This window comes from uncultured Tenacibaculum sp. (assembly GCF_947504135.1).
Lineage (GTDB): Bacteria > Bacteroidota > Bacteroidia > Flavobacteriales > Flavobacteriaceae > Polaribacter.
The window spans coordinates 142,087-164,873 of record NZ_CANNGG010000003.1 but is presented as its reverse complement, the minus strand read 5'-3'; the positions used below and the strand labels follow the sequence as shown (position 1 = coordinate 164,873).

Annotated in this window: 25 protein-coding genes and 5 tRNA genes; 13 read left to right on the top strand and 17 right to left on the bottom strand. The window is 29.5% G+C overall.

The genetic code is table 11. The features are described 5' to 3' along the window. The first annotated feature begins 52 nt into the window (after nucleotides 1-52). Nucleotides 53-128: transfer RNA gene (locus Q0663_RS07000), tRNA-His, on the top strand. 83 nt (nucleotides 129-211) lie between these two features. On the opposite strand, the gene Q0663_RS06995 is transcribed toward Q0663_RS07000, so the two are convergent. Then, nucleotides 212-1,123 (bottom strand): lipid A biosynthesis acyltransferase, encoded by a 912-nt coding sequence (locus Q0663_RS06995; protein ID WP_299008659.1) that lies wholly within the window; start codon nucleotides 1,121-1,123, stop codon nucleotides 212-214. 90 nt (nucleotides 1,124-1,213) lie between these two features. Here Q0663_RS06995 and Q0663_RS06990 point away from each other — a divergent pair, with 90 nt between their 5' ends. Continuing rightward, the gene (locus tag Q0663_RS06990) at nucleotides 1,214-1,855 is read left to right on the top strand and encodes a rhomboid family intramembrane serine protease (RefSeq protein WP_299008656.1); all 642 of its coding nucleotides are present in this window, start codon (nucleotides 1,214-1,216) and stop codon (nucleotides 1,853-1,855) included. A gap of 45 nt (nucleotides 1,856-1,900) precedes the next feature. Here Q0663_RS06990 and Q0663_RS06985 read toward each other — a convergent pair. The 4 genes from Q0663_RS06985 to Q0663_RS06970 all read right to left on the bottom strand — a co-directional run bounded on the left by Q0663_RS06985 (nucleotide 1,901) and on the right by Q0663_RS06970 (nucleotide 2,625). Then, nucleotides 1,901-1,973 (bottom strand) — tRNA-Gly (locus tag Q0663_RS06985). A gap of 47 nt (nucleotides 1,974-2,020) precedes the next feature. After that, nucleotides 2,021-2,093 (bottom strand) — tRNA-Gly (locus Q0663_RS06980). A 43-nt stretch (nucleotides 2,094-2,136) separates the two neighbouring features. Further along, nucleotides 2,137-2,209 (bottom strand) — tRNA-Gly (locus Q0663_RS06975). Between the two features lie 104 nt (nucleotides 2,210-2,313). Continuing rightward, nucleotides 2,314-2,625, bottom strand: coding sequence for a hypothetical protein (locus tag Q0663_RS06970; RefSeq protein WP_047789242.1), 312 nt, complete (start codon nucleotides 2,623-2,625; stop codon nucleotides 2,314-2,316). A gap of 143 nt (nucleotides 2,626-2,768) precedes the next feature. Here Q0663_RS06970 and Q0663_RS06965 point away from each other — a divergent pair, with 143 nt between their 5' ends. Together Q0663_RS06965 and Q0663_RS06960 are read left to right on the top strand one after the other, a co-directional pair. Further along, the gene (locus tag Q0663_RS06965) at nucleotides 2,769-3,143 is read left to right on the top strand and encodes an ArsC/Spx/MgsR family protein (protein ID WP_159617121.1); all 375 of its coding nucleotides are present in this window, start codon (nucleotides 2,769-2,771) and stop codon (nucleotides 3,141-3,143) included. 67 nt (nucleotides 3,144-3,210) lie between these two features. Next, entirely contained in the window at nucleotides 3,211-3,690 is a 480-nt protein-coding gene (locus tag Q0663_RS06960; RefSeq protein WP_053056682.1) for a hypothetical protein, read from the top strand. Between the two features lie 82 nt (nucleotides 3,691-3,772). Here Q0663_RS06960 and Q0663_RS06955 read toward each other — a convergent pair whose 3' ends face one another. Further along, complete coding sequence (locus Q0663_RS06955; protein WP_299008637.1) at nucleotides 3,773-4,195, bottom strand: pyridoxamine 5'-phosphate oxidase family protein; 423 nt, start codon at nucleotides 4,193-4,195, stop codon at nucleotides 3,773-3,775. 270 nt (nucleotides 4,196-4,465) lie between these two features. On the opposite strand from Q0663_RS06955, the gene Q0663_RS06950 reads away from it, so the two are divergent. The 6 genes from Q0663_RS06950 (at nucleotide 4,466) to Q0663_RS06925 (ending at nucleotide 9,500) form a co-directional block, all read left to right on the top strand. Then, nucleotides 4,466-5,008, top strand: a complete 543-nt coding sequence (locus tag Q0663_RS06950) for an AraC family transcriptional regulator (protein WP_047789239.1) — start codon at nucleotides 4,466-4,468, stop codon at nucleotides 5,006-5,008. Between the two features lie 17 nt (nucleotides 5,009-5,025). Continuing rightward, nucleotides 5,026-5,472: a response regulator gene (locus Q0663_RS06945; protein WP_047789238.1), complete on the top strand. Its 447-nt coding sequence runs from the start codon at nucleotides 5,026-5,028 to the stop codon at nucleotides 5,470-5,472. A 2-nt stretch (nucleotides 5,473-5,474) separates the two neighbouring features. Then, nucleotides 5,475-7,625, top strand: a complete 2,151-nt coding sequence (locus Q0663_RS06940) for an ATP-binding protein (protein WP_299008620.1) — start codon at nucleotides 5,475-5,477, stop codon at nucleotides 7,623-7,625. Between the two features lie 111 nt (nucleotides 7,626-7,736). Beyond that, nucleotides 7,737-8,108, top strand: coding sequence for a hypothetical protein (locus tag Q0663_RS06935; RefSeq protein ID WP_047789237.1), 372 nt, complete (start codon nucleotides 7,737-7,739; stop codon nucleotides 8,106-8,108). Nucleotides 8,109-8,320: 212 nt separating this feature from the next. Continuing rightward, entirely contained in the window at nucleotides 8,321-8,443 is a 123-nt protein-coding gene (locus Q0663_RS06930) for a hypothetical protein (protein WP_255724871.1), read from the top strand. A gap of 40 nt (nucleotides 8,444-8,483) precedes the next feature. Continuing rightward, the gene (locus Q0663_RS06925; protein WP_159617131.1) at nucleotides 8,484-9,500 is read left to right on the top strand and encodes an AraC family transcriptional regulator; all 1,017 of its coding nucleotides are present in this window, start codon (nucleotides 8,484-8,486) and stop codon (nucleotides 9,498-9,500) included. 599 nt (nucleotides 9,501-10,099) lie between these two features. Here Q0663_RS06925 and Q0663_RS06920 read toward each other — a convergent pair. Beyond that, entirely contained in the window at nucleotides 10,100-10,546 is a 447-nt protein-coding gene (locus Q0663_RS06920; protein WP_047789235.1) for a GNAT family N-acetyltransferase, read from the bottom strand. Nucleotides 10,547-10,575: 29 nt separating this feature from the next. Here Q0663_RS06920 and Q0663_RS06915 point away from each other — a divergent pair, with 29 nt between their 5' ends. Further along, complete coding sequence (locus Q0663_RS06915) at nucleotides 10,576-11,007, top strand: GNAT family N-acetyltransferase (RefSeq protein ID WP_047789234.1); 432 nt, start codon at nucleotides 10,576-10,578, stop codon at nucleotides 11,005-11,007. A 36-nt stretch (nucleotides 11,008-11,043) separates the two neighbouring features. Here the strand turns inward: Q0663_RS06915 and Q0663_RS06910 are convergent. After that, a tRNA-Met gene (locus Q0663_RS06910) sits at nucleotides 11,044-11,117 on the bottom strand. A gap of 104 nt (nucleotides 11,118-11,221) precedes the next feature. Between Q0663_RS06910 and Q0663_RS06905 the strand changes: the two genes are divergently transcribed. Together Q0663_RS06905 and Q0663_RS06900 are read left to right on the top strand one after the other, a co-directional pair. Beyond that, nucleotides 11,222-11,605: an START-like domain-containing protein gene (locus Q0663_RS06905; RefSeq protein WP_299008581.1), complete on the top strand. Its 384-nt coding sequence runs from the start codon at nucleotides 11,222-11,224 to the stop codon at nucleotides 11,603-11,605. A 108-nt stretch (nucleotides 11,606-11,713) separates the two neighbouring features. Then, entirely contained in the window at nucleotides 11,714-12,544 is an 831-nt protein-coding gene (locus Q0663_RS06900) for an aminotransferase class IV (RefSeq protein WP_299008578.1), read from the top strand. Here Q0663_RS06900 and Q0663_RS06895 read toward each other — a convergent pair. From Q0663_RS06895 to Q0663_RS06855, 9 genes are all read right to left on the bottom strand, one after another. Next, nucleotides 12,541-13,098: a YqgE/AlgH family protein gene (locus Q0663_RS06895; RefSeq protein ID WP_299008576.1), complete on the bottom strand. Its 558-nt coding sequence runs from the start codon at nucleotides 13,096-13,098 to the stop codon at nucleotides 12,541-12,543. The genes Q0663_RS06900 and Q0663_RS06895 overlap by 4 nt on opposite strands. 95 nt (nucleotides 13,099-13,193) lie before the next feature. Beyond that, nucleotides 13,194-13,943 carry a LytTR family DNA-binding domain-containing protein gene (locus Q0663_RS06890; RefSeq protein WP_299008573.1) on the bottom strand — a complete coding sequence of 250 codons (750 nt, stop codon included), beginning with the start codon at nucleotides 13,941-13,943 and terminating at the stop codon, nucleotides 13,194-13,196. Between the two features lie 2 nt (nucleotides 13,944-13,945). Further along, nucleotides 13,946-15,940, bottom strand: a complete 1,995-nt coding sequence (locus tag Q0663_RS06885; protein ID WP_299008570.1) for a histidine kinase — start codon at nucleotides 15,938-15,940, stop codon at nucleotides 13,946-13,948. Nucleotides 15,941-16,103: 163 nt separating this feature from the next. After that, a complete protein-coding gene (locus Q0663_RS06880; RefSeq protein ID WP_299008568.1) occupies nucleotides 16,104-17,198 on the bottom strand; it encodes a hypothetical protein in 1,095 nt (364 codons plus the stop codon). Nucleotides 17,199-17,227: 29 nt separating this feature from the next. After that, on the bottom strand, nucleotides 17,228-17,443 hold the full coding sequence (locus Q0663_RS06875) for a hypothetical protein (RefSeq protein WP_299008566.1): 216 nt from the start codon (nucleotides 17,441-17,443) through the stop codon (nucleotides 17,228-17,230). A 160-nt stretch (nucleotides 17,444-17,603) separates the two neighbouring features. Beyond that, entirely contained in the window at nucleotides 17,604-19,781 is a 2,178-nt protein-coding gene (locus tag Q0663_RS06870; protein ID WP_299008564.1) for a PepSY domain-containing protein, read from the bottom strand. A gap of 22 nt (nucleotides 19,782-19,803) precedes the next feature. Beyond that, nucleotides 19,804-20,277 (bottom strand): DUF2271 domain-containing protein, encoded by a 474-nt coding sequence (locus Q0663_RS06865; protein WP_299008561.1) that lies wholly within the window; start codon nucleotides 20,275-20,277, stop codon nucleotides 19,804-19,806. Between the two features lie 67 nt (nucleotides 20,278-20,344). Further along, the gene (locus Q0663_RS06860) at nucleotides 20,345-21,838 is read right to left on the bottom strand and encodes an ankyrin repeat domain-containing protein (RefSeq protein WP_299008558.1); all 1,494 of its coding nucleotides are present in this window, start codon (nucleotides 21,836-21,838) and stop codon (nucleotides 20,345-20,347) included. A 7-nt stretch (nucleotides 21,839-21,845) separates the two neighbouring features. Next, on the bottom strand, nucleotides 21,846-22,748 hold the full coding sequence (locus tag Q0663_RS06855) for a DUF6607 family protein (RefSeq protein WP_299008555.1): 903 nt from the start codon (nucleotides 22,746-22,748) through the stop codon (nucleotides 21,846-21,848). Between the last annotated feature and the right edge of the window lie 39 nt (nucleotides 22,749-22,787).

Here is a 22,787-nt window from a genome sequence, read left to right as displayed (position 1 = left end):
AAAGTTTTGCCACAATGTAAAAAGAATGTATATTTGCACCCGCAAGTTACATGGTGATTGTAGCTCAGCTGGTTAGAGCGCCGGATTGTGGTTCCGGAGGTCGCCGGTTCGAACCCGGTCTTTCACCCAAAACCTTCTCAAATTGAGAAGGTTTTTTTGTTTTAAAGCATTCGGCTCTAATATCGAAATGAGCTAAAAAAAAGCTTCTCAGTTATTTATGAGAAGATTTTTTTATCTCTAGCCATTGCTCGTATTTATTTTTGTGTTTAAAGCGGTTATGAGTCCACAAGTAATACTCGGGTTGAGCTTTTATGTTTTCCTCTGTAAGCTCAAGGTATTTGTCAGTAATTTTAAAATCATCGAAATCGTTAGGTGTATCAGTGATTAATTCAAATTCAACTTCAAAATAACCTCTTTTAACTTTGGTGGTTTTCATATTGATAACTACCGAGTTGTATTTTTTTGACAGAACTTCAGCTCCTGTGTGTACTGGTACTTTTTCATTTAAAAAGCTACCCCAATACCTAGTTTTTCCCATTTGAGGAGATTGATCACTAAGTAAAAGGTATAGGTATTGTGTTTTGTTGGAGTGTTTTTCGTAGATACTTCTATTGAATAAATACGTAGGTACAGCTTCAAAACCAAATTGGGTTCTAGATTTTTTTATTAATTTGTCAAAATAAGGGTTTTTGATCTTTTTGTAAGCTCCAAAACAGTTAATGTTTACAGAAAGAGGCATGCCAACAGACCATTCCCAATTTGCTTGGTGTGAACCTACTAAGGCAACACTTCTTCCTTGTTCAGCGTATTTGTTTATAAGTTCAGGATTTGTGTATTGGTAGCGCTTTTGTAATTCTTTTTTACCTATAGCAAAAGATTTTATGCTTTCAAAAAGGATGTCTACAAAGTGTTTAAAGAATTTTTTTGATATTCTGTTTATTTCAGTTTCGCTTTTTTCAGGAAAAGCAGTTTTAAGGTTTTTCTTAACTACTTTTCTTCTATATCCAACAATATAATACAGTATAAAGAAGAAAAAGTCAGAAAAAACATATAGAACTCTCATAGGTAACCTTGATAAGAACCAAATGAAAGGGTAGGTAATTGTAAAAATTAAAAAATTCATTTTGGAAAAATTAAAGTGCAAATATCGCATTAAATTATCAATCTTTACTTTGTAAACTTTTGTTTATGTTTGTGAGTATATATTAGAGATATGAGTCAAATTATTATAGGATTAATTATAGCAAATGTGCTAATGTCGATTAAAGGATTTAGTGACCCCGTTTTTTTTGAACGATACAAATTTCAAGTGCAAAGAGTGTTGGGAGGGGAGAAGATAAGAATGATATCGTCAGGTTTCCTACATGTAGATTGGCTGCACTTAGGGTTTAATATGTATGCTTTGTATCTGTTTGGAAAAGTAGTAGACTCTAGTTTTGGGACACTTAATTTTGTGTTGATTTATTTTGCTAGTTTGTTAGCAGGGAGTATGTATTCGTTGTATCAGCATAAAAAAGAGCCTTATTATAGTGCGGTAGGGGCTTCAGGGGCAGTGTCAGGAATTATTTTTTCATCGATACTGCTATATCCTAGTATGGAGCTTATTATGTTGCCAATTCCAGTTCCTATCCCAGGGTATGTGTTTGGAATAGGTTACTTGTTATACTCCATTTACGGAATGAAAAATCAGGTGGGTAATATTGGTCATTCGGCGCATTTAGGAGGAGCTATAGGTGGATATTTAATTACTTTGGTGTTACGACCAAGTGTTATAGCAAATCACACGATAATGGTAGGGATAATGGCGTTGATTATTACAGGATTGTTTTTCTTCGGAGATAAGTTAAATAGATAAATTATAAAGAATAAAAAAACCGAAACATTTGTTTCGGTTTTTTTGAGCGGGAGACCAGGTTCGAACTGGCGACATTCAGCTTGGAAGGCTGACGCTCTACCAACTGAGCTACTCCCGCGGTAAAGCTTTTGCTTTTTGTGTAATTACTTACACTATGTAAATTTGAGCGGGAGACCGGGTTCGAACCGGCGACATTCAGCTTGGAAGGCTGACGCTCTACCAACTGAGCTACTCCCGCAGTAAAGACTTTTTGTAATTTCTTACAATTATGTAAAAATTTGAGCGGGAGACCAGGTTCGAACTGGCGACATTCAGCTTGGAAGGCTGACGCTCTACCAACTGAGCTACTCCCGCAGTAAAGCGGTTGCAAATATAATACTGCTTTTGTTATTTACAAAGACTTTTTTGTAAAAAAAAATGAAAAAAAAGCACACTTTTTATAAGTGTCAGATAATGAGTTAAGTATTTTTTTTAGAAGAACACTTATTTAAAAAAGAAGTTAATTCAATATTAGCACTTGGGCCATAAGCAGCTAAAATAGTGCCTTTTGTTCCGTCGTGCATTGTTAATATATAAAGAATACTTAAATCAGCAGGGTTAGAATAACCTTCATACCTATACTCTTCATCAATAGTAACGTCTTTAACGGTATATTCTTTTTTAGTATCTACGTCAATTAATTTATTATTAATAAGATGATAACTAGCAGTGTATCCTTTGTTTTTATAATATTCAATTTTATTTATTTCATGTTTAGAATTGTTATTCATAGTGTATGAGTATTAAAGTTACATTCAAAAGTATAGAATCAAAAAGAACAAGATTAACTTATATGAGTTAAATATTAATCTATTTAAGTTAATTTATAAAACCATATGAAACTAATTTTGTAATAAATTAATAAACTAAATTAATGACTGTGTTAGCAAAACATAAAAGGCAATTATTATTTATTTACTCCTGTGAATCCAGTTTTAGTAAAGAAATGTTAGCTTATGCTTCTGCCGTAGATAAAAAGCTACAGATTATAAATATTTGTAAAGAAAAAATTTCAGATACAATATGGTTAGAAATAGCTGCTATGTTAAATGTAACATTAGGAGAGTTGTTTTCACCTAAGCACTCAAATGCTGAAGATGTAGGAGATGTAACGAGCTTTGATGAGACAGACTGGTTGAAATTAATAAATAGCAAACCTAGTTTGTTACAGGTTCCTATTGTTGTTAATGCAGATAAAGCTTTGAGAATTAAAGAAAAAACTGATATGATGAATGTGTTAGATAATTAGAAAATAATTTTAGGGAGTAAGCCGAAAACCCTTTAAGAGAGTAGGTATAAATTTAAACTGAATAATTATGAAAATATCAAAATTAATTTTAGCAACATTATTAACAGCAGTTGTAATGGTTTCTTGTGAAAACAAAAAAGAAAAAAAAGAACAGGTAAAAGAAAAAATGGATGAAGTGGAAGCGAGCGTAGAAGAAGGAATGGATGAAATTGAAGAGAGTTTTTCTGACCTAGGTGATTATACTTTTGAAAAGAAAAGTGAGGTGACAAAATCAATTAACAAAGGAATAGATAAATTAGATGCTGAGATTGATAAATTAGAGAAAAATGTAAGTGATAGTTATAATGATGCAAGTGAAAGTGTAAAGAAAGAGCGTCAAGAATTGTTAGCTTCTTTAAAAAATAAAAGAACAAAACTTAAAGCAAGCATGGAAAAATTAAAGAATAGTTCTGAAGATACTTGGGATGATGTGAAAAAAGGGTTTGAGAAAGCTTATGATGATGTAGAGAATGCTTTTGATAAATTAGCTGATGAATTAAATAGTTAATATACATTTTACAAATGATCCATCCTAAAAAAGCAGTTCACAACGAACTGCTTTTTTTATTTGTGATAATTATAAAAACTTTTTAAATGGTTACAGATTTTTTCAAATTTACATCCCAGTAGTATGCACTGTTTATAATAACTTTAAGGATAATAATGGTGTGAAGGTTGTTATTTTTTAAGTCTTGTTGTGAGAGTAACTTATCAATAATTCCTTTTGATTCGTAATGAATGCCCTTACCTCTGATTGATAAATATTGTTTGTCTGTGTTATTAGTAAAAGTTAAGAGTAAGTCATTATCTTTTTCAATGTTTTTATAGTGTTCAGATTCTTTATCTGATAAAAACCACAAAGCTCCATCATTGTCAATTGTTTTAACAGTCATAGGGCAAACCGAAGGGTTTGGTTTACTTAACGAACTAATTAACATGCATGTTGGGGTGTTTATTAGGATAGACTGAATTTTTTCAATAGCATTTTTATCTACTAAATCATTTTTTTTCATCTGTCTAATCTTTATAAAATTATTATGTACAAAGTTGAGGAAAGTATAGTTTTTTTTTAACTCAAAAAGAAAAAAAAAGAGCTTATATAATATTATGTTAAGTGTTTTTTAGTAGATACTTTATTAATTTAAATTGTTTTTTAAGTTCATTTTAACTTTACATTAAAAAATAAAAAGTAAAATAATCATTTAAGAGGCTTTGTAAAAGTTTAAAAAAAACTACTTTTGATTGTTTGGAGGGAAGAGTAGTATTTAATAATGTAAATTGACATGAAAATTTATTTAAAATTTGATGCTAACACAGCTTTAAAATCTTTTTTAACGTATCATTTAAAAGAGTTAAGCTTGCCCTTTTATGTAACAAGCTCTCAAGAAGTAGTTTTTGAAAAGGAACTTTCTTTAAATGAAAAAGAAAAAATAAAAGAATTATTAGCTCCTTTTAAAATAGATATTACTAACGATGAAAAGTTAGATGTTGTTCAGCGAATAAAAATAATTATTGATGAGATGTTGAAAGATGAAGCAGCAGCAAGGATGAATGCTTCTGATTATTTGTCTGATAAGTTAAATTATTCGTATGCTTATTTATCTAACTTGTTTTCTGAATCAAACCACACCTCAATAGAAAACTACATAATTTTAAGAAAAGTAGATGTAGTTAAAGAATTATTGTTAAATAGTAATTTAACATTAACTGAAATAGCCTATAGATTAAACTATAGTAGTGTCGCTCATTTGTCAGGGCAGTTTAAAAAAGTAACTGGACTTACCACTTCTACTTTTAAACGTATAGTGGAAAAACGTAACCAATAATCAGGTATTAGTTAATTATGGCTAAAGATAAATTAAAAATTATTTTAACAGACGATGACATAGATGATCGTATGTTTTTTGAAGATGCTATTGAGGAGATAAATATTGCCTCAGAGCTAAAAACATTTAACCATGGACAAGATTTAATGAGTTATTTGTGTAATGATTGTAAAGAGCTTCCAAATTTAATTTTTTTAGACTTGAATATGCCTATTAAAAATGGTATGGAATGCTTAATAGATATTCGTAAAACTCCAAAATTACAAAGTATAATAGTAGCTATATACTCAACATCTTCTTCAGAAGAAGATATTGAAGAGGCGTTTGTTAATGGAGCTAATATATACATAAACAAACCTACATCTTTTAAAGAATTAAAGAAAGTTATAAAAAAAGTACTGCAAATTAATTGGCAGTACCAAACTTCAAATTTAAATAAAGATAACTTTTTATTAAGAATTTAGCTATGTTTGAAAATAGTTTTACTCAATCAAATAAAGCTTATGTTGTTACTTCATCTATAGCTATAGGTATGTTACTTGTAGTCTTTATAGTGTCTTATGTTTTTTTTCAAGACTTTCAAAATGCTACAGACTCTTCAAAAATTAATTATGATGAATTTATAAAGCTAGAGGAGCTTTCAAAAAAATATAAATTAATGCAAACCGAGCATTTAGAAGCGGCTATTTTAAGAAGAAAATTAGACCCAGATAAATGGTATACTATAAATAACGATATATATATAAGTATTCAAGGTTTGTTATTTGATTTTAGAAATAAGCCTAAACAGTTAGAGCGTATTAATAAAATAGCGGAAGAACAAAATAAACTATTTGGTAATTTAGTAGAGTTAGATACTACCTTTAGTTCTTTAAGAAATAGTATAAAAAAGAAGAAAATTTTAGGAATAAACTCTTCTTTACATAAAATAGACTCTATAAAAAAACACATTTTAGAACAACAGAAAGAAGATATTTCTAAACTAGTAACTTATCGTGAAGAGAAGAATGAATCAGTTATTAGAATGATGGTTATATCGTCTGCTTTTGCATTGCTTTTATTATTATTTTCTTTATATAGATTGTTTGTGAGTCGTAAGTTGTACTTTAAAACAAACTCACTTTTAAAAAGTATTTTAAATGCTTCTACTGATATAGTTAGAGTTTATACTCCTGTTTATGATAATAATAAAGAGGTAATAGACTTTAAAATTGAATATGCAAGTAGTGCGAAAGAAATATATGGTTACAATAGTAAAGAACTGTTGGGTAGGCTGGTTACTGAAGTTTATCCTGAGTTAAAAGTATCAGGAGAATTACAAAAATTAATAGATTTCTTTTCCTTACAGAAATCAATAGAAGAAGTTTCTGAAATTGATGTAGATGAAGAAAAAATAACATATTTAAGACGTTTTTTTCCTTCTCAAGATGATATAAAAGTGATTATATCAGACATATCAAAATCAAGAAAATATGAGAAAGACTTATCTAAATTAAATCATGAATTAAAATTAAGTAATGATTTATTAAAAGAAGCAGAGAAAATAGCTGAGATGGGGAGTTATATATGGTTTATGAAAGTAGACCATACTATTTTGTCAGATAATGTTTATAGGATTTTAGGATATAAACCACAAGAGTTCGCTTCTTCTTCTGTAAAGTTTAGGGAGTTTGTACATCCAGATGATTTAGAGCTTTATGATAAGAATATAAACGAAGCTTATCAAAAAGAGCAGGCGGTTGAATTTATTTTTAGAGTAATAACGAAAGAAAATGTAATAAAACATTTGTATACAAACGGTGCATTTAATGAACATGACAACAAAATAACGATGATTGGGATAATTCAAGATGTAACTAAACAGGTAGAAACAGAATTGCAGTTGCAACAAAAAAATGCTGAATTAGTACATCAAAACGTAGAGTTAGAATCTTTTAATCGTATTGCAAGTCATGATTTACAAGAACCATTAAGAAAAGTACAAATGTATCTGTCAAGGCTCACAAATGATGATGAGTTATCAGAAAAAAACAAACAGTATATTGAAAGGGCTAATAGCGCTAGTTTAAGAATGCGTACATTAATAAATAATTTATTGTCTTTTTCTAGAATAAATAGAAAAGAAGACGATTTGTCGTTAGTAAATTTAAATAATGTACTACAAGATGTAATAGATGACTTGTCATTAACTATAGAAGAAGCTAATGCTGTTTTAGAGTATACAGAATTGCCTGCTGTAAAAGGGATAGAATTTCAGTTAAATCAGTTATTTAACAATTTAATATCTAATGCAATTAAGTATCGTAATAAAGAAAAGGATCTAAAAGTAACCATAACTTCTAAAAAAATTGAAGCTATTGATATTGATGAGCCTTTCGTAAAAAATCATCAAACATATTATTTAATTAAAGTAATAGATAATGGTATAGGTTTTGACAATAATATGAGAGATAAAATCTTTGAAATGTTCCAACGTTTACATCTAAAGCATGAATATTCTGGAACAGGTATAGGATTAGCTATTTGTAAAAAAATTGTATTAAAACATCAAGGATACATTCAAGCTACAGGAATAAAAGGTAGTGGTGCTGTATTTACAATATATTTACCAGCATAGTTTAAGTTTTTAATGAATTCTAAAGATTATATAACACAAAGTAAAAATTATATAACACACGGTTTTTAGATACACTGCATCTTTGTAGTATAATTTAAAAACAAGAAAAACATGAAGAATTTAATCAAATTATTAAGCATTTTAGGAGTAGTTTTATTAACAGTTACAGCATGTAGTGAAAGTGATGATCCAAAAGATAATGATTTATTTGTAGGTACATATGAAGGAAGTGTTTCTTATGATAATGGAGAAAACTCAATTTCGGCAGAAAATGGAAGTGTTACAGTAGCTAAAACAGGAGATACATACAATTTTATTTTTTCTGACGACATACCATCAATTAGTGGTTTAGAAATAGAAAAAGGTGAAAATAAGTTTGAGTTAGATTGGGATGAGGCTAGTCTTATTGTAATAGATGAAAGTTCTTTAAATATAAAGATGGCCAAAGATGGGAAGTCGTGGAGTGCAAACTGTAAACGATAATAAATTATAAATAATAATAAAAAAAGATCTCTACATAGAGATCTTTTTTTGTTTAAAAAATACCAATATATTTTTTTGTAAAGTAATCTAAACATCAATAATTACACGTGTTTTAATTGTTTCTAAGAATTATATAAAACAAAGCAAAAATTGTGTAACGAAGAATGCGTGTATTGGTTGCATTTTTGTAATGTAATTAATAACGAAATATAATGAAGACTAGAGTATATGATAAGCAAGGGTTAAATGCTAAAGTAGGTAAGATAGTAGCTAAAACAGAATATTTACAAAACTTAGCTTCACAAGCAAAAACACCAAAAAAGAAAAAATGTTAGAATAAAGAAAAACTAATTTATTAACCTAAAAAGAGTAGACATGAAAACACTTCACATAAATAGCAGTTCAATAGTAAAAACGTTTGGTCAGTTAAAAGAGCAATTATCAGCTTCATATAAAAAATGTTTCAAAGAGCATTGCTTAACCTTTGATAATGAAATTGGTTATGGTGAAGTGAGAGGTGTTTTACTAAAAAATAACATTTCATATTTAGAGTTTAATGTTACTTTTAATGAAGATATAGCCCTAAATATAAATACAAATATTAGTAAAGCAGTAAATATAGCTTATTGTAGTAAAGGTAAAATAGCGCATCAGTTTACTAAGAAAAACAAAAAAACAACATTAGAGCCGTTTCAGATAGGTTTTATGTCAAACATAACATCGTCTAAAAATACCATTTACTTTAAAAAAGAAACAAATGTAATTGTTACTCTTATAACAGCTTACGAATTAACAGCTTCAGTTAAAAAAAATACAGTTCATCAAGAGTTGTTTGAAACTTTTGTGAAAAATAAAAAAGAAAATAATGTTTTTATTAGTTCTCATAATTTAAAAATAGCAGAAAAAATAGAGCAAGTAACGAAGATAAAAGAAGATGGGATAATGCGTAGTTTACTAATTGAAGGTATAGTACATATGGTTTTAGCTCTAGAAATACAACAGTACAAAAGAGATTTGAAGAATTCTAAACAGCCTACAGGGAGTTTAACGCTAAGAGAAATGCAAGAGATAAAAGAAATTTCTACGTACATAAAAAATTATCCAGAAAGAGCAACTACTATAGAAGATTTATGTAAAAAAACAGGAGTAACTTCCTCAAAGCTTCAAGAAGGATTTAAATTAATGCATAATACAACTGTGAATGATTTTATAAGGACAGAAAGAGTAAAAAAATCAGAAGAATTAATAAAAAATAGTGATTTAAACATATCACAAATAGTTTATTCTGTAGGATTTTCTAGTAGAAGTTACTTTTGTAAGATATTTAAACAAAAATACAATTGCACTCCTACAGAATACAAATCTAGAATTAAGTTAGCTGCAACAGCATAATATATTTCATTTTTTTTGACAAAAAGAGGCTACATGTAGCCTCTTTTTGTTTTTATACTCAAACTTTTAAGTGAACTATCTTTTATTTTAAAAGATAGTTCATGTTGGGGGTTAATAAGTAATAAATAGAATATCGATTATACTGTGTTTAAAATTTATAGATTATTAAGAATAAAGAAACTTGACCCAAATAATAAAGATTAAAATAATAGTGCCCCATGAAAGGATATAGAAAAAGAATTGGAAAAATTTAAATAATTTGTCTTTATCAGCTAGAGTTGTTTTATATTTTTTATGGAAGTTTCTTGATCTATTTATAAGAAAACTTGAACCTTTTCTGATAAAAAAGAAAGAGAATATTAAGAATAATGTATCTATGAAAACTTTATACATGTGAGCAAAATTATTAAAAATAGAGAAAAATAAAATTGTAGTATAAATTATAAAAAAGAACCCACTCAAAATATTGAGTGGGAAAATTGCTATGAAAAAGAACTTAAGACGTCTCTTAAGTATTACAGAGATATTTAGAATTTAATGAATAATAGAATAAAAAGAATAATACTTTTAAAAAATAAGAAATTGTAATTTTTGTAGCTTTAATAAAAGTTTTTATCATCTCGTAAAACTTTTAAAAAATGGAAACCATAAATTTCAAAACCTTCGTTGTAATAAAATTTATGAGACTTCCTATTAGCAGTGTACGTGTTTAATTCAACTGCCTCGCACCCTTTAGATTTAGTGTAATTGTATATCCACTTGAAAAGCTGTTTTCCAACACTTTTACCTCTATAAGTTTCATGTATAACTACATGATCTGGCTCTACACTTTTACCAATATAGTGCCTAGTACTATACCAAAGCCCGCAAATACCTATAAGCTTGTTGTTGTCATAAACACCTATACATTCGTAGTTAGGGTATGCTACCATTTCTATCACTCTGTTTTTTAAAATATCATGTGGTGTTGTGGTGTTAACTTTATGTAAAAGAGGAAGGATAATAAGAATATCTTCTTTACTAATGAGGTTAAATTTTATATTCATTCTGTATTTTTGGATTAAAGAAATTTTAGATGATAAAAATAAAAAATATATCAGCTCAAGAAACTTATAATATTAGATTAACGGTTTTGCGTAATAATATAGATTTACCTTATAAGTTTAAAGAAGATGAGTATGGAAGTACATTTCATTTAGGAGCTTTTTACAAAACTAAGTTGGTAGGTGTAGCTTCTTTTATTCAAAATAAAACAGAAGCTATTAAAGGATTGCAATATCAATTAAGAGGAATGGCTACTTTGCCAGAAGTTAGAGGTATGGGGGCAGGAAAGTTACTACTAGAAGAGGCAAAAAGCATTTTAAAAACTAAAAGCATAGACGTTCTGTGGTGTAATGCAAGAGAAGAAGCAGTAGGGTTTTATGAAAATTTAGATTTCGTAATTATAGGTGAGAAGTTTAAGGTGCAAAAGGTAGGTGTTCATTTTAAAATGTACAGTAAAGTATAAATACAAAAAAACCCAAATCAAAAGATTTGGGTTTTGTAGCGAGGAGCAGATTTGAACTGCCGACCTCAGGGTTATGAATCCTGCGCTCTAACCAACTGAGCTACCTCGCCTGATTGCGGGTGCAAATATAAATACTTTTTAGATTTTGACAACAAAACATTAAATTTTTTTTTAAAAAATAATTATCTATATTGGCGATCAAACAAAAAAATAGATGAGTAAAGTAAAATTTGAGTTAGAGTTTCCTATACATGCTTCACCAAGCATGCTATATCAATATTTTGCAACACCAGCAGGGTTAGAAGAGTGGTTTGCAGATAAGGTAAATTCAAGAGGTAAAATCATTACTTTTTTTTGGGATGGTTCTGAAGAAGAAGCTAAAATTTTAACCAAAAAAACGGATGAACGTATTAAGTTTAAGTGGACAGAAAGTGAAGACGATGATAGTTATTTTGAGTTTAAAATACAAGTTGACCCATTAACAAAAGATGTAGCGGTTATTGTTACTGATTTTGCTGATGATGAAGATGATGTTGAAGAAGCAAAAATGCTTTGGGAAAATCAAATAGAAGCATTAAAGCATAATATAGGAGCTTAATATTGGTAAGATTCCTTTTTTTAAAAGATTAACTCGGCAAATTGTCGAGTTTTTTTGTGGCTAATACTTCCCTAAATTGTAAGTTTGCATTTAAATTTTTTTTAAGAAATGGTAAATTTTAACGGAGCTTTAATTGCAGAGAACGAAGTAAAACTTTCAACCCAAAATAGAGCGTTTAAATACGGTGATGCTATTTTTGAAACCATTAAAGTAGTAAATGGGAAAGTAGTTTTTTTAGAAGATCATTATTTTAGGTTAATGGCTTCAATGCGTATGCTTCGTATGAAGATTCCGATGAAATTTACTCTTGAATTTTTACAAGAAGAAATTACCAAAGTAGTAAAAGAATTATCAGAGGCTTCAACGTATAGAATTCGATTAACTGTTTTTAGAAAAGATGGAGGTTTGTATACGCCTGTAACAAACGAAATTGATTATATTATTGAAGGTAGTCCGATAGAATTTACTGATAAAAAAGTGTACAAAGTTGACGTTTTTAAAGACTTCTATAATTATTCAGGACTGTTGTCTACGGTAAAAACAACCAATAAAATGTTAAATACATTAGCGGCTGTTTTTGCTGAAGAAAATGATTTAGACAACTGTATTTTGTTGAATGAAAGAAAAGGAGTTGTAGAAGCGATTAATGGAAATCTTTTTATAGTTAAAGGAAATGTTGTGAAAACACCAGCTTTAACAGAGGGGTGTATTAAAGGAATTGTTAGAAAAAAAGTAATAGAAATTATTGAAAAGCACCCTGACTATACAATTGAAGAAACGACTATTTCTCCTTTCGAGATTCAAAAGGCTGACGAAGTTTTCATCACAAATGCAATCATAGGAATTCAATCGGTTACCAATTACCGAAAAAAAGAATTCTCTACAGAAATAACTAGTAAAATAAAGAGCAGTTTACAATTAGTAGTCGTAACAAGTTAGTTCATTTGTATATCGCTAGGAGCATTTGCCCATATTTTATATTTACCACCACGTTGTAATAATTTATCTTTCCAAAAGCTTTGATCGTTGGTGGTTAAAATATTGTCGTAGTCATTTTCAGTAATAAACCAAGAATTCATTACAAGTTCTTCATCTAATTGATTACCACTCCATCCAGAGTACCCTAAAAAGAAACGAATGTCTGTAGCTTCGAGTTGTTTTTTGTTAAGTAGCTCTTTTAAAAGTTCAAAATTTCCGCCCCAATAAATACCTTTAGCAACTTCAATGCTATTAGGAAGTAAATGAGGAACCTTATGTATAAAGTATAGGTTGTCTTGCTCTACAGGTCCACCTTGATAAACGGTAAAATCACAGTCAATTTCAGGAATTAAATCACTAAGAACATGATCTAAGGGCCTATTTAAAATAAAACCCACCGAACTTTTTTTAGTGTGCTCAGTAAGTAAAACGATAGTTCTCTTAAAAGAGCTATCATTTAATATTGCTGGATCTGCAATTAGTAACCTACCTTTTTCTGGTTTAAGTGCAACCATAATTTTTAATTTATAAGCACTAAGTTAAATAAATTTTTAATAAAAATTTAACATAAGTGTTAAAAATAGTAGGAAAATCAGAAAAAAAACGATGGTTACATTTTTTCTAACACTTGTATAACTTCATTTTTTTTTCTTACGGAAACAGGAATGGTTGTTTTATTTTTTAAAACTAAATACCCACCATCTGATTTGATAAATTCTTTAATGAATTGAATATTAATAAGATGGCTTTGGTGAACTCTTAAAAAATCAAATTCTTTTAACATGTCGGAAAAGTGTTTAAGTGTTTTTCCAACCAGTATTTTTTGCCCATCATTCATGAAAAACTCAGTGTAATTATTATCGGACTGACAACGGATAATATCGTCTAAATTTACCACTACAATCTTATCAGAGGTACTTAATGAGATCTTTTTAGGGCGTTGATTTGGTTTTGTGATGGATTGTTGCAGTACAGTTAACTGCTCTTTGTCGGGTTTAATTTGATCTTTAGCTTTGTTAATAGCATTTGTCAAATCTTCGTTTGAATAGGGTTTTAATACATAATCAATCGCAGCAAATTTAAATGCTTTAATAGCGTACTCATCACTAGCAGTAACAAAAATAATTTTTGAAGAAAGATTAGGGTAAATTTCAAGTACATCAAACCCAGTACCATCACCAAGCATAATATCCAAAAACAAAATATCTGGTTGTTGTTGTCGTAATGTTTTAGATGCTTCTACTACACTTTTAGCAGTGCCTATAATTTCAATTTCAGGATGAAATTGTGTTAAATCATTTTGCAGCATATCTAAAGCTGTTGGCATATCGTCTACTAAAATTGCAGTAAGTTTTGTCATTGCTAAAAATCAGTTTTTAAAGGAATTTTAAAAGCAACTTTAGTGCCTTTAACCTGTTTGTTTTTGATTATTTCATTAATGTGAAAAGTACTCTTTTTTGATAAACTTTCAATTCGTTCTTGCGTAACTTTTAATGCAACCGATTGATGTGTACTTGTGGTCTTTATTTTTTTTGATTGATGAATTCCAATACCGTTATCTACTATTTCACAATGTAAAAAATCGTTTTTCACAGAGAAATGAATATCCACTTTTCCATTCTTTACGGAAGATATTCCATGTTTTATACTGTTTTCAACAAAAGGTTGAATAAGCATAGGAGGAATCAGAATTTCTTCAGGATCAAGAGTAAGGTTTGTTATTATAGAATATTCGAAAGGTCTCGGATTCATTTGCTGCTCTAATTCAATATAATTTTTTAGCGTGGTAATTTCTTCTGCTAAACATATTTCTTCTTGTCTTGAATTATGTAAAACACCACGTAAAAGTGTAGCAAACCTACTAATTGTAGCGTTTAATTCAACTGATTTTCCTGAGTTTCCTAAGGCTTTTATTCCGTTTAAAACATTGAAAATAAAATGCGGATTCATTTGTAATTGCAATGCTTTTTGCTCAAGTGATAATAAATGATTTTCTAATTGTAGTTTGGCAACTTTAGCTTTGTTTTTTGCTTGAATTCTACGAACGTACAACCAAATAATACTTCCTAATAATAAACTCGCTAAACCAATAACAGACCAGATAAACCATTTTTTTTGATAGATGGGAGTATCAATAAAAAAGTTAAATTCAATTGGGTCGCTTTCTAGTTCTCCAATTTTTGATTGGGCAGTAAAAGTGTAATTTCCTGGAGATAAATAGGCCAAATCGACAGCACTTTTCTTACTCCAAGGGCTTACTTGATTATTTAAGGTATAGCGATATTCTAAATTATTAGAATTGCCAATATCTACTGTTTTGTAATAAAATGAAATATGGTTTTTATCTGCCGGAAGCAGTAACGTTTTTTCATACCCATTTATATTGATACTATCAATAGATTTAAAAACTACTTCTATGTTTTCAAAAGATATAGTAGGTTTTTTCTTGGTAGGTCTATCACTTTTAATAAAGTAGATTCCTTTATCTTGTGTACCAATCCACGTATTTTTATCGGGATCTTGAAAAGCAGTAGAAATTTTATTGGTAGTAAGGGTGTTGTATTTGTTAATAGTTCTTTCAAAATTGAAATTAGCATCTAGTACTTCAATACCTTCATCTTCAGAAATTATCCAAAATTGATTGTTGATTTTTTTGATTCCCTTAATATTTTGTGAAGTGATGGTTTGTGTGTCTATTTCATTATTTGTTATGAATTTAAGTCCGTTATTATAGGTGGTGGCAACGATGGTTTTGCCATGAATTAAGATAGAAGTGTAATTGTTAACATCAATCCTATCTAAAACTTCTGGGTTGATAAGTTTATCCAGTTTCCATAAAGATTTATTGGTTGCTACCCAATAAAATTTTCCATCAAACTTAATGTCATTTACTTTATTTAAATCTATTTGAAAATTAGTGCGAAGGGGAGAAAGATAATCTTCACGAACTCTAACGATTCCTTTATCTGTTCCTAAAAAAGTATGATTGTTGACAGTTAAAACACAGTTAACGCTGTTTCCTTCAAAATTATTGAAACCGTTATGGTTTTTAATACTTAAACCTTTATCAGTTCCGATAAAAAGAGTATTGTTATTTGCTTTGACAACGTTTATATTGTTAGATATTAATTCGTTTTGAGTTGTGTAGGTTATAAATGAGTTTCCATTATATCGAATTAAACCTTTATCAGAAGCTAACCATAAGTAACCTGTACGATCTTGAACTCCGTCTTTAATGTGTAAACTTGGAAGTCCGTTATTTTTATTGTAAGTTTTTAAGGGTTGATTTTGAGAAGAAATACTTGTTAATCCACAAAAAAAGAAAAAGAAAATTGTGTAAACGAAATTTTGGATCAAGAGATTTTGGATTCTTGATACAAAGCTATTTTTAGAGCAAATTTTTGTTGAATTAAGGTTTAAAAACTTCATCACAACAAACATACTTAAATTAAACGTCACTACGAAGGTCAGGAGGGAATTGCTTTATTCGTAATGACGTTTGTTCAACAATTATAAGTTATTATTTCATAGCGTATAAACGCTTGTTGTTAGGATCTGGTTTTACATGTTCTAATTCACCGTAAGGTTTTACTAAAGGCTTCAAAACGCATAGAGCAGATGCTTTTCCTGTGATTGTTAATTGGTCATTTTTTACAATATATGTCCATCTGAACTTTTCTAAAGGAATGTTTGTTTTTTGCACTTCTTTCATCAAGTTTTCTTCTCCAGCAATAAAATCCATAATTTCTTCTTGCATTACAAAGTGTGGAATTTCATTATCAGAATTGTGATAATCTAACTCTAAATTCACAGGAATGCTGTACTGAACTGTATATGGTTCTCCTACATAACGCTCTCTTTCGTTATTTAAAGCATCGTACCAAGAAATCTCTTTTTCTTCTGGATACTTTTTAGCAATCTCTTTAGATAAATCTACTTTTCCAGGAGAATTTGCTGTTGGGTAAAATACATAATACGGTTGGGCTAAATAATGGTTAGAAAACTCTCCGCCAAAAACATTGTAATAAGGTGATGCAACTACTTGCGGTATTTTATTTTCAGTAATGAAAGCACTTTTTAGCGTGTTAACTAAATCACTGTTTGATGCCAACTCATTGGTATGAAAGATAATTTTTGTGTCATCTGTAATAGCATCACTTTTTAATAAAGGTAATTTACCTTGATTAATTGTTTCTTGTAAGCTATTAGCAGTTATTTTTTCTCCATTTACAACCGTTTCTAAGTTCATTGCTTTAAACGGATTGTTGTTGTTTACAATATGAATTTCTCCGTAAGGGTTTTCACCAGCATTACTATTCATCCAAGTAATGATTTCTTCAATAGAGTATTTCCCATTGACAACATCATAGTTTTTCTCTTTAAAATATACGCGAGCACTGTCATAAAAATGGCTGTTACCTTTGTCGTTTCCTGTAATGAAAACTACGGGGTTTCTGTATTCTACCACAGAGTTTTCGATAATTTCATCTAGTTTAGCAATATTTCCCAATTCTTGGTTTTTGTTTTCTTTTTTTGTGTCATTACAGCTTGTAAATACTCCGATAAGTAGTAGTAATCCCATTACTGTACCTACTTTTAAAATGTTTTGTTTCATAGTTTTTTGTTTTAAGGTTATTATAAGTTTTATTGTTGTAAGATGATAGTTACATCTCTACCTAAATTAAAATCGGTTGATAATTTATTTAAGATATTAGGTAGGTTTCTGTCGCTAATCCATTGACCGTTTTCTTGCTTTTCAACTGAAGCGATTAATCCGTTATTACTGATTTGTAATTTTAAACTTGCGTATTTTTCCAAATACATTTTTAATACTGATGAATAATTGTTATTTGACCACATAATTGTTGTTTTTATATAATCAAAATTACCACAGATGTATAGGTAAATTGGAGGTAAATTAGAATTCGTAGTAGATAAATTAGAATTCGTAGTTTTTAGTTGGTAGTTAGCATATAGGAATAGATAATTCCTTAAGATTTAAAGCTAACTACCAACAGCTTTAATAACAATCTGTTTTAATTTGATTGTTCTTTTTAAAGTAATTTAAAGAAGTGTTCAACTTGTTTAAAACAATTTGTTCTATTGAAGTTTCAACGCCCTTAAGCATTTTGATAGAACCGCAAATCATAATTGTTCCACCGTTTTGCAAAACAGAAGCAATTGTATTTTTTTCTTTTAATAATAAATCTTGAACGTACTCTTTGTTTTGTTCTTGAGAGTAAGCAATATGAATGTTGTTGTTTTCTATATTGTTTAGTAAAGGAGTATAAATTTTTAAAGATTCTTGAGTTCTTCCTCCCCAAAACAAATGTGTTTTTGTACCGTTTTTTTGTTGAAGCATTCCCAAAAAAGGAGCAATTCCAGTTCCGTTAGCTATTAAAATAACTTCTTTATTTTTCTTTGGAAAATGAAAATCCTTATTTGGTTGAATACTTGCGTGAATTGGTTCACTTTCCTCTAATTGATAAAGTAGGTTAGAGCAAATTCCTAATTCATGTTTTTTAATACTTAATAGAATGTCGTTATCAATTTTTCCGACAGAATACAAACGTTTAATATTGTCTTCTTTAGGAGTAATGGCTAGTAAATCTCCTGAATTAAAACGAAGTTTTTTTGTAGGTTGTAAGCGAACTAAAAAAGAATCGTCGTTGTTTAAATCAGTTTTAGAAACAGTAGTAAAAGTTTGTTGCTTCTTAGGCTTTTTAACTACTTGAACTAGTTCTAAATCGATTCCAGTTTTGTTGCTCCATTGGTACCCCCAAGTTTTAAAATCTTGAAATGATTGATTGTTGATTTTATATACAGGTACTACTGCGTTAAATTTTGGATGTTTTTGTAATACAGTATCAATATCAATAGCAAATTGACAAAATTTAGGGTATGCTCTAGAACCAAAACCAATTACCGAATAGTTAATCGTATTCTGACTATTTATTTGCTGAATTAATTTTAGAAACTTGTTCGCATTTGAAGGTGCCTCACCGTCTCCGTAAGTTGAAGTTAGTACAATTAAATGTTTAGCGTTGGTGTAAGAAGTATAGTTGTTTAAAACATCAATAAAAACAGAGTTGTTTGTTTTAACTAATGAATTGTACAATGCAGAAGCAAACTGAAAAGTACTGTTTGTTTCAGATCCTACTAAGATGATAATTTCTGCTTTGTCTTTACGAATGTTGTTTTTAGGTAGTGAGCTTTTTTTAGTTCTGTTAAGAGTCATAGCAAACCCTGAATAGATAAAAAACAGGATTGAAATTGAAGAAAGCAACAATACAATCGACCAAATAATGGTTCCGTTTCCAGTATGTAATAATAAACTCCAGTTTAAAAGGATGCTAGTTAATGAAAGGTTTTCTTTACTAATAATTGCACCAGTATATTGATGTACTAGTAATTCGCTGTTGGTTAGTTTTATGAAAAAGAAATCTTCTTCGTCTTCAGAAAAAGGGAATTCAACACTTTTTATGTTGTTTAAAGTGATGTTTTTGAAAGTGGGAAATTCAGCAATAGCTAATTTTTCTTCCGAGGTAGAAGAAGAAATATCAAAAGAATGATTGATTTTTTCCGTAGGTAAAAGAGAAAATTTATCTAAAGATAAATACACACCTGTTAACGTGATGATAATAATAGGAATTAGTGTATATCTTCCGATAATGATATGGTAGTATTGAGCAAAATCTTCTTTTATAATCTTAGAAAAAAGATGTTTAACCCCACCTTGTCGTTTGGCAATTAATATTAGTCCCGTAATTGCGATTAAACTCAGTAAAAAAGAAACGAAACCAATAATGAAACGCCCTGTCGATTTTAAAAATAATGACCTGTGTAAACTCGTTGCAAATTGAAAAACAGGATGTTTTTTTTCTGGTTCTCCTAGTTTTTCTCCGGTAAACGGATTTACATAAAAAGTAGCACTTTTTCCTTCTTTAGTAATTACCGAAGCGGTTACAAAATCATTTTCATCAACAGTAATAGAAATTACTTCATCATACTGTTTTTGTAGTTCAGAAATTGTTTCAGCTAGGGTGATATTTTCTGTATTAGAAATACTGTATTCTGATAGCTGTTTTGATATAGGTTCAAACGCTAAAATAATACCTGTAACTGCAGCGAGAAGTACGAATATAGAAGAAGATATAGCCAAGGTTAAGTGGCTATATCTCCAAATTGAGGTGGTCATTTTTGTTAGATGTTTATGTAAACTATTGAGGCATTAAACGTATATAACGGATAAAACCTTTCCCTTCAAATTTTTTTTTAAGATTTTCAGTTGTTAATTCAAATTCTACATCGTCTTTGTAATATTCTTGGTCTTCTACAGCCGATTCAAACCTGATTTTATAGCCTTTGTCAATCTTGTTGTCATCTATATTAAGGACACTAATAGTTCTACCACCACCGCTAACTGTAGCGCCAGTTATAGCATCAATATTAGCACGAACTTTTCCTTGAAACTTCCACCATTCGGTAATGTCAGAATACCATTCTTCATCATCACCAATTACATATAAAGTTTTTTCATATTCTCCACTCGAATTCAATAATGAAACAGTGATGTAAGCGCCTTCACCAGTATAATTTTTTAGCTGAATCATACATTTATAGGCAGCACTATTTGTAGAGGTAAAAGCCATGGTAAGCATAGCTATTAAAAGAACTGGAATTATTTTTTTCATCTTAATTTGTTTTTTGCATTTCGATATAATTTTGATTGTTTTTCTCAAAATCACTCGATTTGATGTTTTATTTTAAAAAGTTGATATTGATGTTTTGGTTCTTAAGAACTTCGTTTTCTTTGGCTAAATCGTACACAGTTTCATCAAAATCGGTCGTGATTGATTTATCCGCACCAATACTTAATAAATAATTGATAACATCTGTATTGTTAGCTTGCATCACAGCTAAGTGCAATGGAGTTAATCCGTCGCTGTTTTTAGCATTTACATCAATTTTTAAAGTGTTGATTTTTTTAAGTAAATCGATGTTGTTTTTTTCTACAGCAATATGAAACAAGTTGTTTTTATCTGCTTGAAGTTGTGTTAAGTTTAATCCGTTATTAGCTAAAAGTTGCATTTTTTTGTTGAAGTCCTCTGATTTTTTAGGGTGGTAACTTTTTACCAAATAATAAGCTAACGAATTACCTTTATTATCCTTTACTTGAATGTCAGCCTTATTTTTGATTAAATAATCAACAATAGCTTCTGAATTGTATTCAACTGCGTAGGTAAGTGCTGAATGACCTTTTTTGTTAGTGTGATTAATGTTGGTTGTTTTTTCTGATAACAACTGAACAATCTCTAAAGTATTCCTACTAGCAGCAATTAGTAGTGGAGTGTTTCCGTTTTTATCAACTTGATTAGGGTTTACTCCTTTGTTAAGGAAATAGTTAAAAGTAGCTATGTCTTTGTTTCCGCGAGCTAAATTATGAAGCGGTGTTTTTCCGTCTTTATTCGTAATATTCGGATTGATTCCTAAGCTTTCTAAATACTTGAAAAACTCAAGTGAATTGTAGCCAGCTCTAGAACCTTGTGTAGCTAGTAGTAATGCGTTTCCTCCATTTTTATTTAAGTTTTTATATGGTAAGCCTTTCTTGATAAGAAGTTCTAACATTTTTTTGTTTCCTTTTTTAGCAACATAGTTAAAAGCACCGTTTCCGTTAGTATCAGTGTCATTTAAGCTTAATCCTTTGGTAGAAAGGTACTCTACAAAAGATAGGTCATTTAAACTAGGTAAAACTAAAAGAAGAGCATTTGCACCATGTTCGTTAACATCAGTTTTAATGTCAATACCATTTTGAATACACAATTCATAAACTTCGGTATTCGTTTGTCCTGCATTTGCAGCAAAAGTCAAAGGAGAGTACTGATGTGAATCTTTTAAATCCATACGGGCATTGTTGGCTAGTAAATGTTTCATTATTTCAACATTGTTCTTGTACGCAGCCCAGAAAATATAAGTTCTTTTATCGTGTGTTATTTTGTTAACATCATTCCCTTTTTTGGTTAGTAGATGTTTGATAACTTCATTTGGTGCATCTGCTAAAATAGCTTGTGAAACAGCATCAAATCCACCAGAATTTGAAGCAGTAGCATCGTTACCTTCTTTTATTTTTTGTTCAATAAGTTCAACGGTAGGGCTGTTTTTCCAAAAAGATCTATCTAAAAAGATGTTTTTTGTTTGTGCATGTAACGCACTAATAAAAAGTGTTAGAACTAATGTTATGGGTAATTTTTTCATTGTAAGTTTATTTTTTTACAAAAGATTCAATGGTTTTATTAATTTGTTTTTCTTCAGAAGTTTCTTCAGAAAATAAGTGCTTGTAAAGAGGTTTGTTATCTACTTTATTTTCTAAAGAAAGATTGGTGTTTCTTCCATAAACTTCATCCCACTTATTTCTTACTAATTGCCATTTTTCTTGATTTTTTCTCCACCAATTTTGTGCAGCTTTACATCTACTATCTGGTACTTTAACATAGGTGTTGTAACCTTTTTCGTGAGCAATAACAATATCTTCTTTACCAGCTTCTCGTATGATTTTTTTGTTGTCTTGGTCATGTAACCAACCATAATTTGTGATTTCATGACGATTACCTCTTTCTGTAACATTGTAGTCACTTCTTTTGGTATATTCTCTTCTCGGTAAAGGAGCATCCGTAGTATTTTCCCAGTAACTTTTTCCATCAACATGTACCCAAGTTCCAGAGCCTTCATATCTTGGACTATCATCTACTTGATATACTTTTTGAGTCCACTGTTTTTTTACTTCTGATTTAGGTTTTGTTTGAAATAACCAATTGTTATCACCATTATACATGTAAAAATCAGTGTTTTCGTATAGCCAATCTTGCCTCCAATGTTTAACAATATGTGGGTTAGCAGGATTTCCAACTTGTAATAAGTGTTGAATAGAGATTTTATTATTTTCATCAACTATTAATTCTGCCCACTCTAAACCTTTGTCTTTTTTTGTCTTTGAAGGCTTGTAAAGAGAATCTTTACTGTTATTAAAAGTTTCTGCAAAATTGAAAGTTACTTCATAGCAACCGCACATGTCTTTTATAGCTTGTCTATCTTTTTTCTTTTTGCTTTGAGCGTTAATGGTAAGTGTACATAGTAATATAATACAACTCAATAATATTTTATTCATTATGATTTTTGTTTGAATTTATTTTCGACAAAAATATAA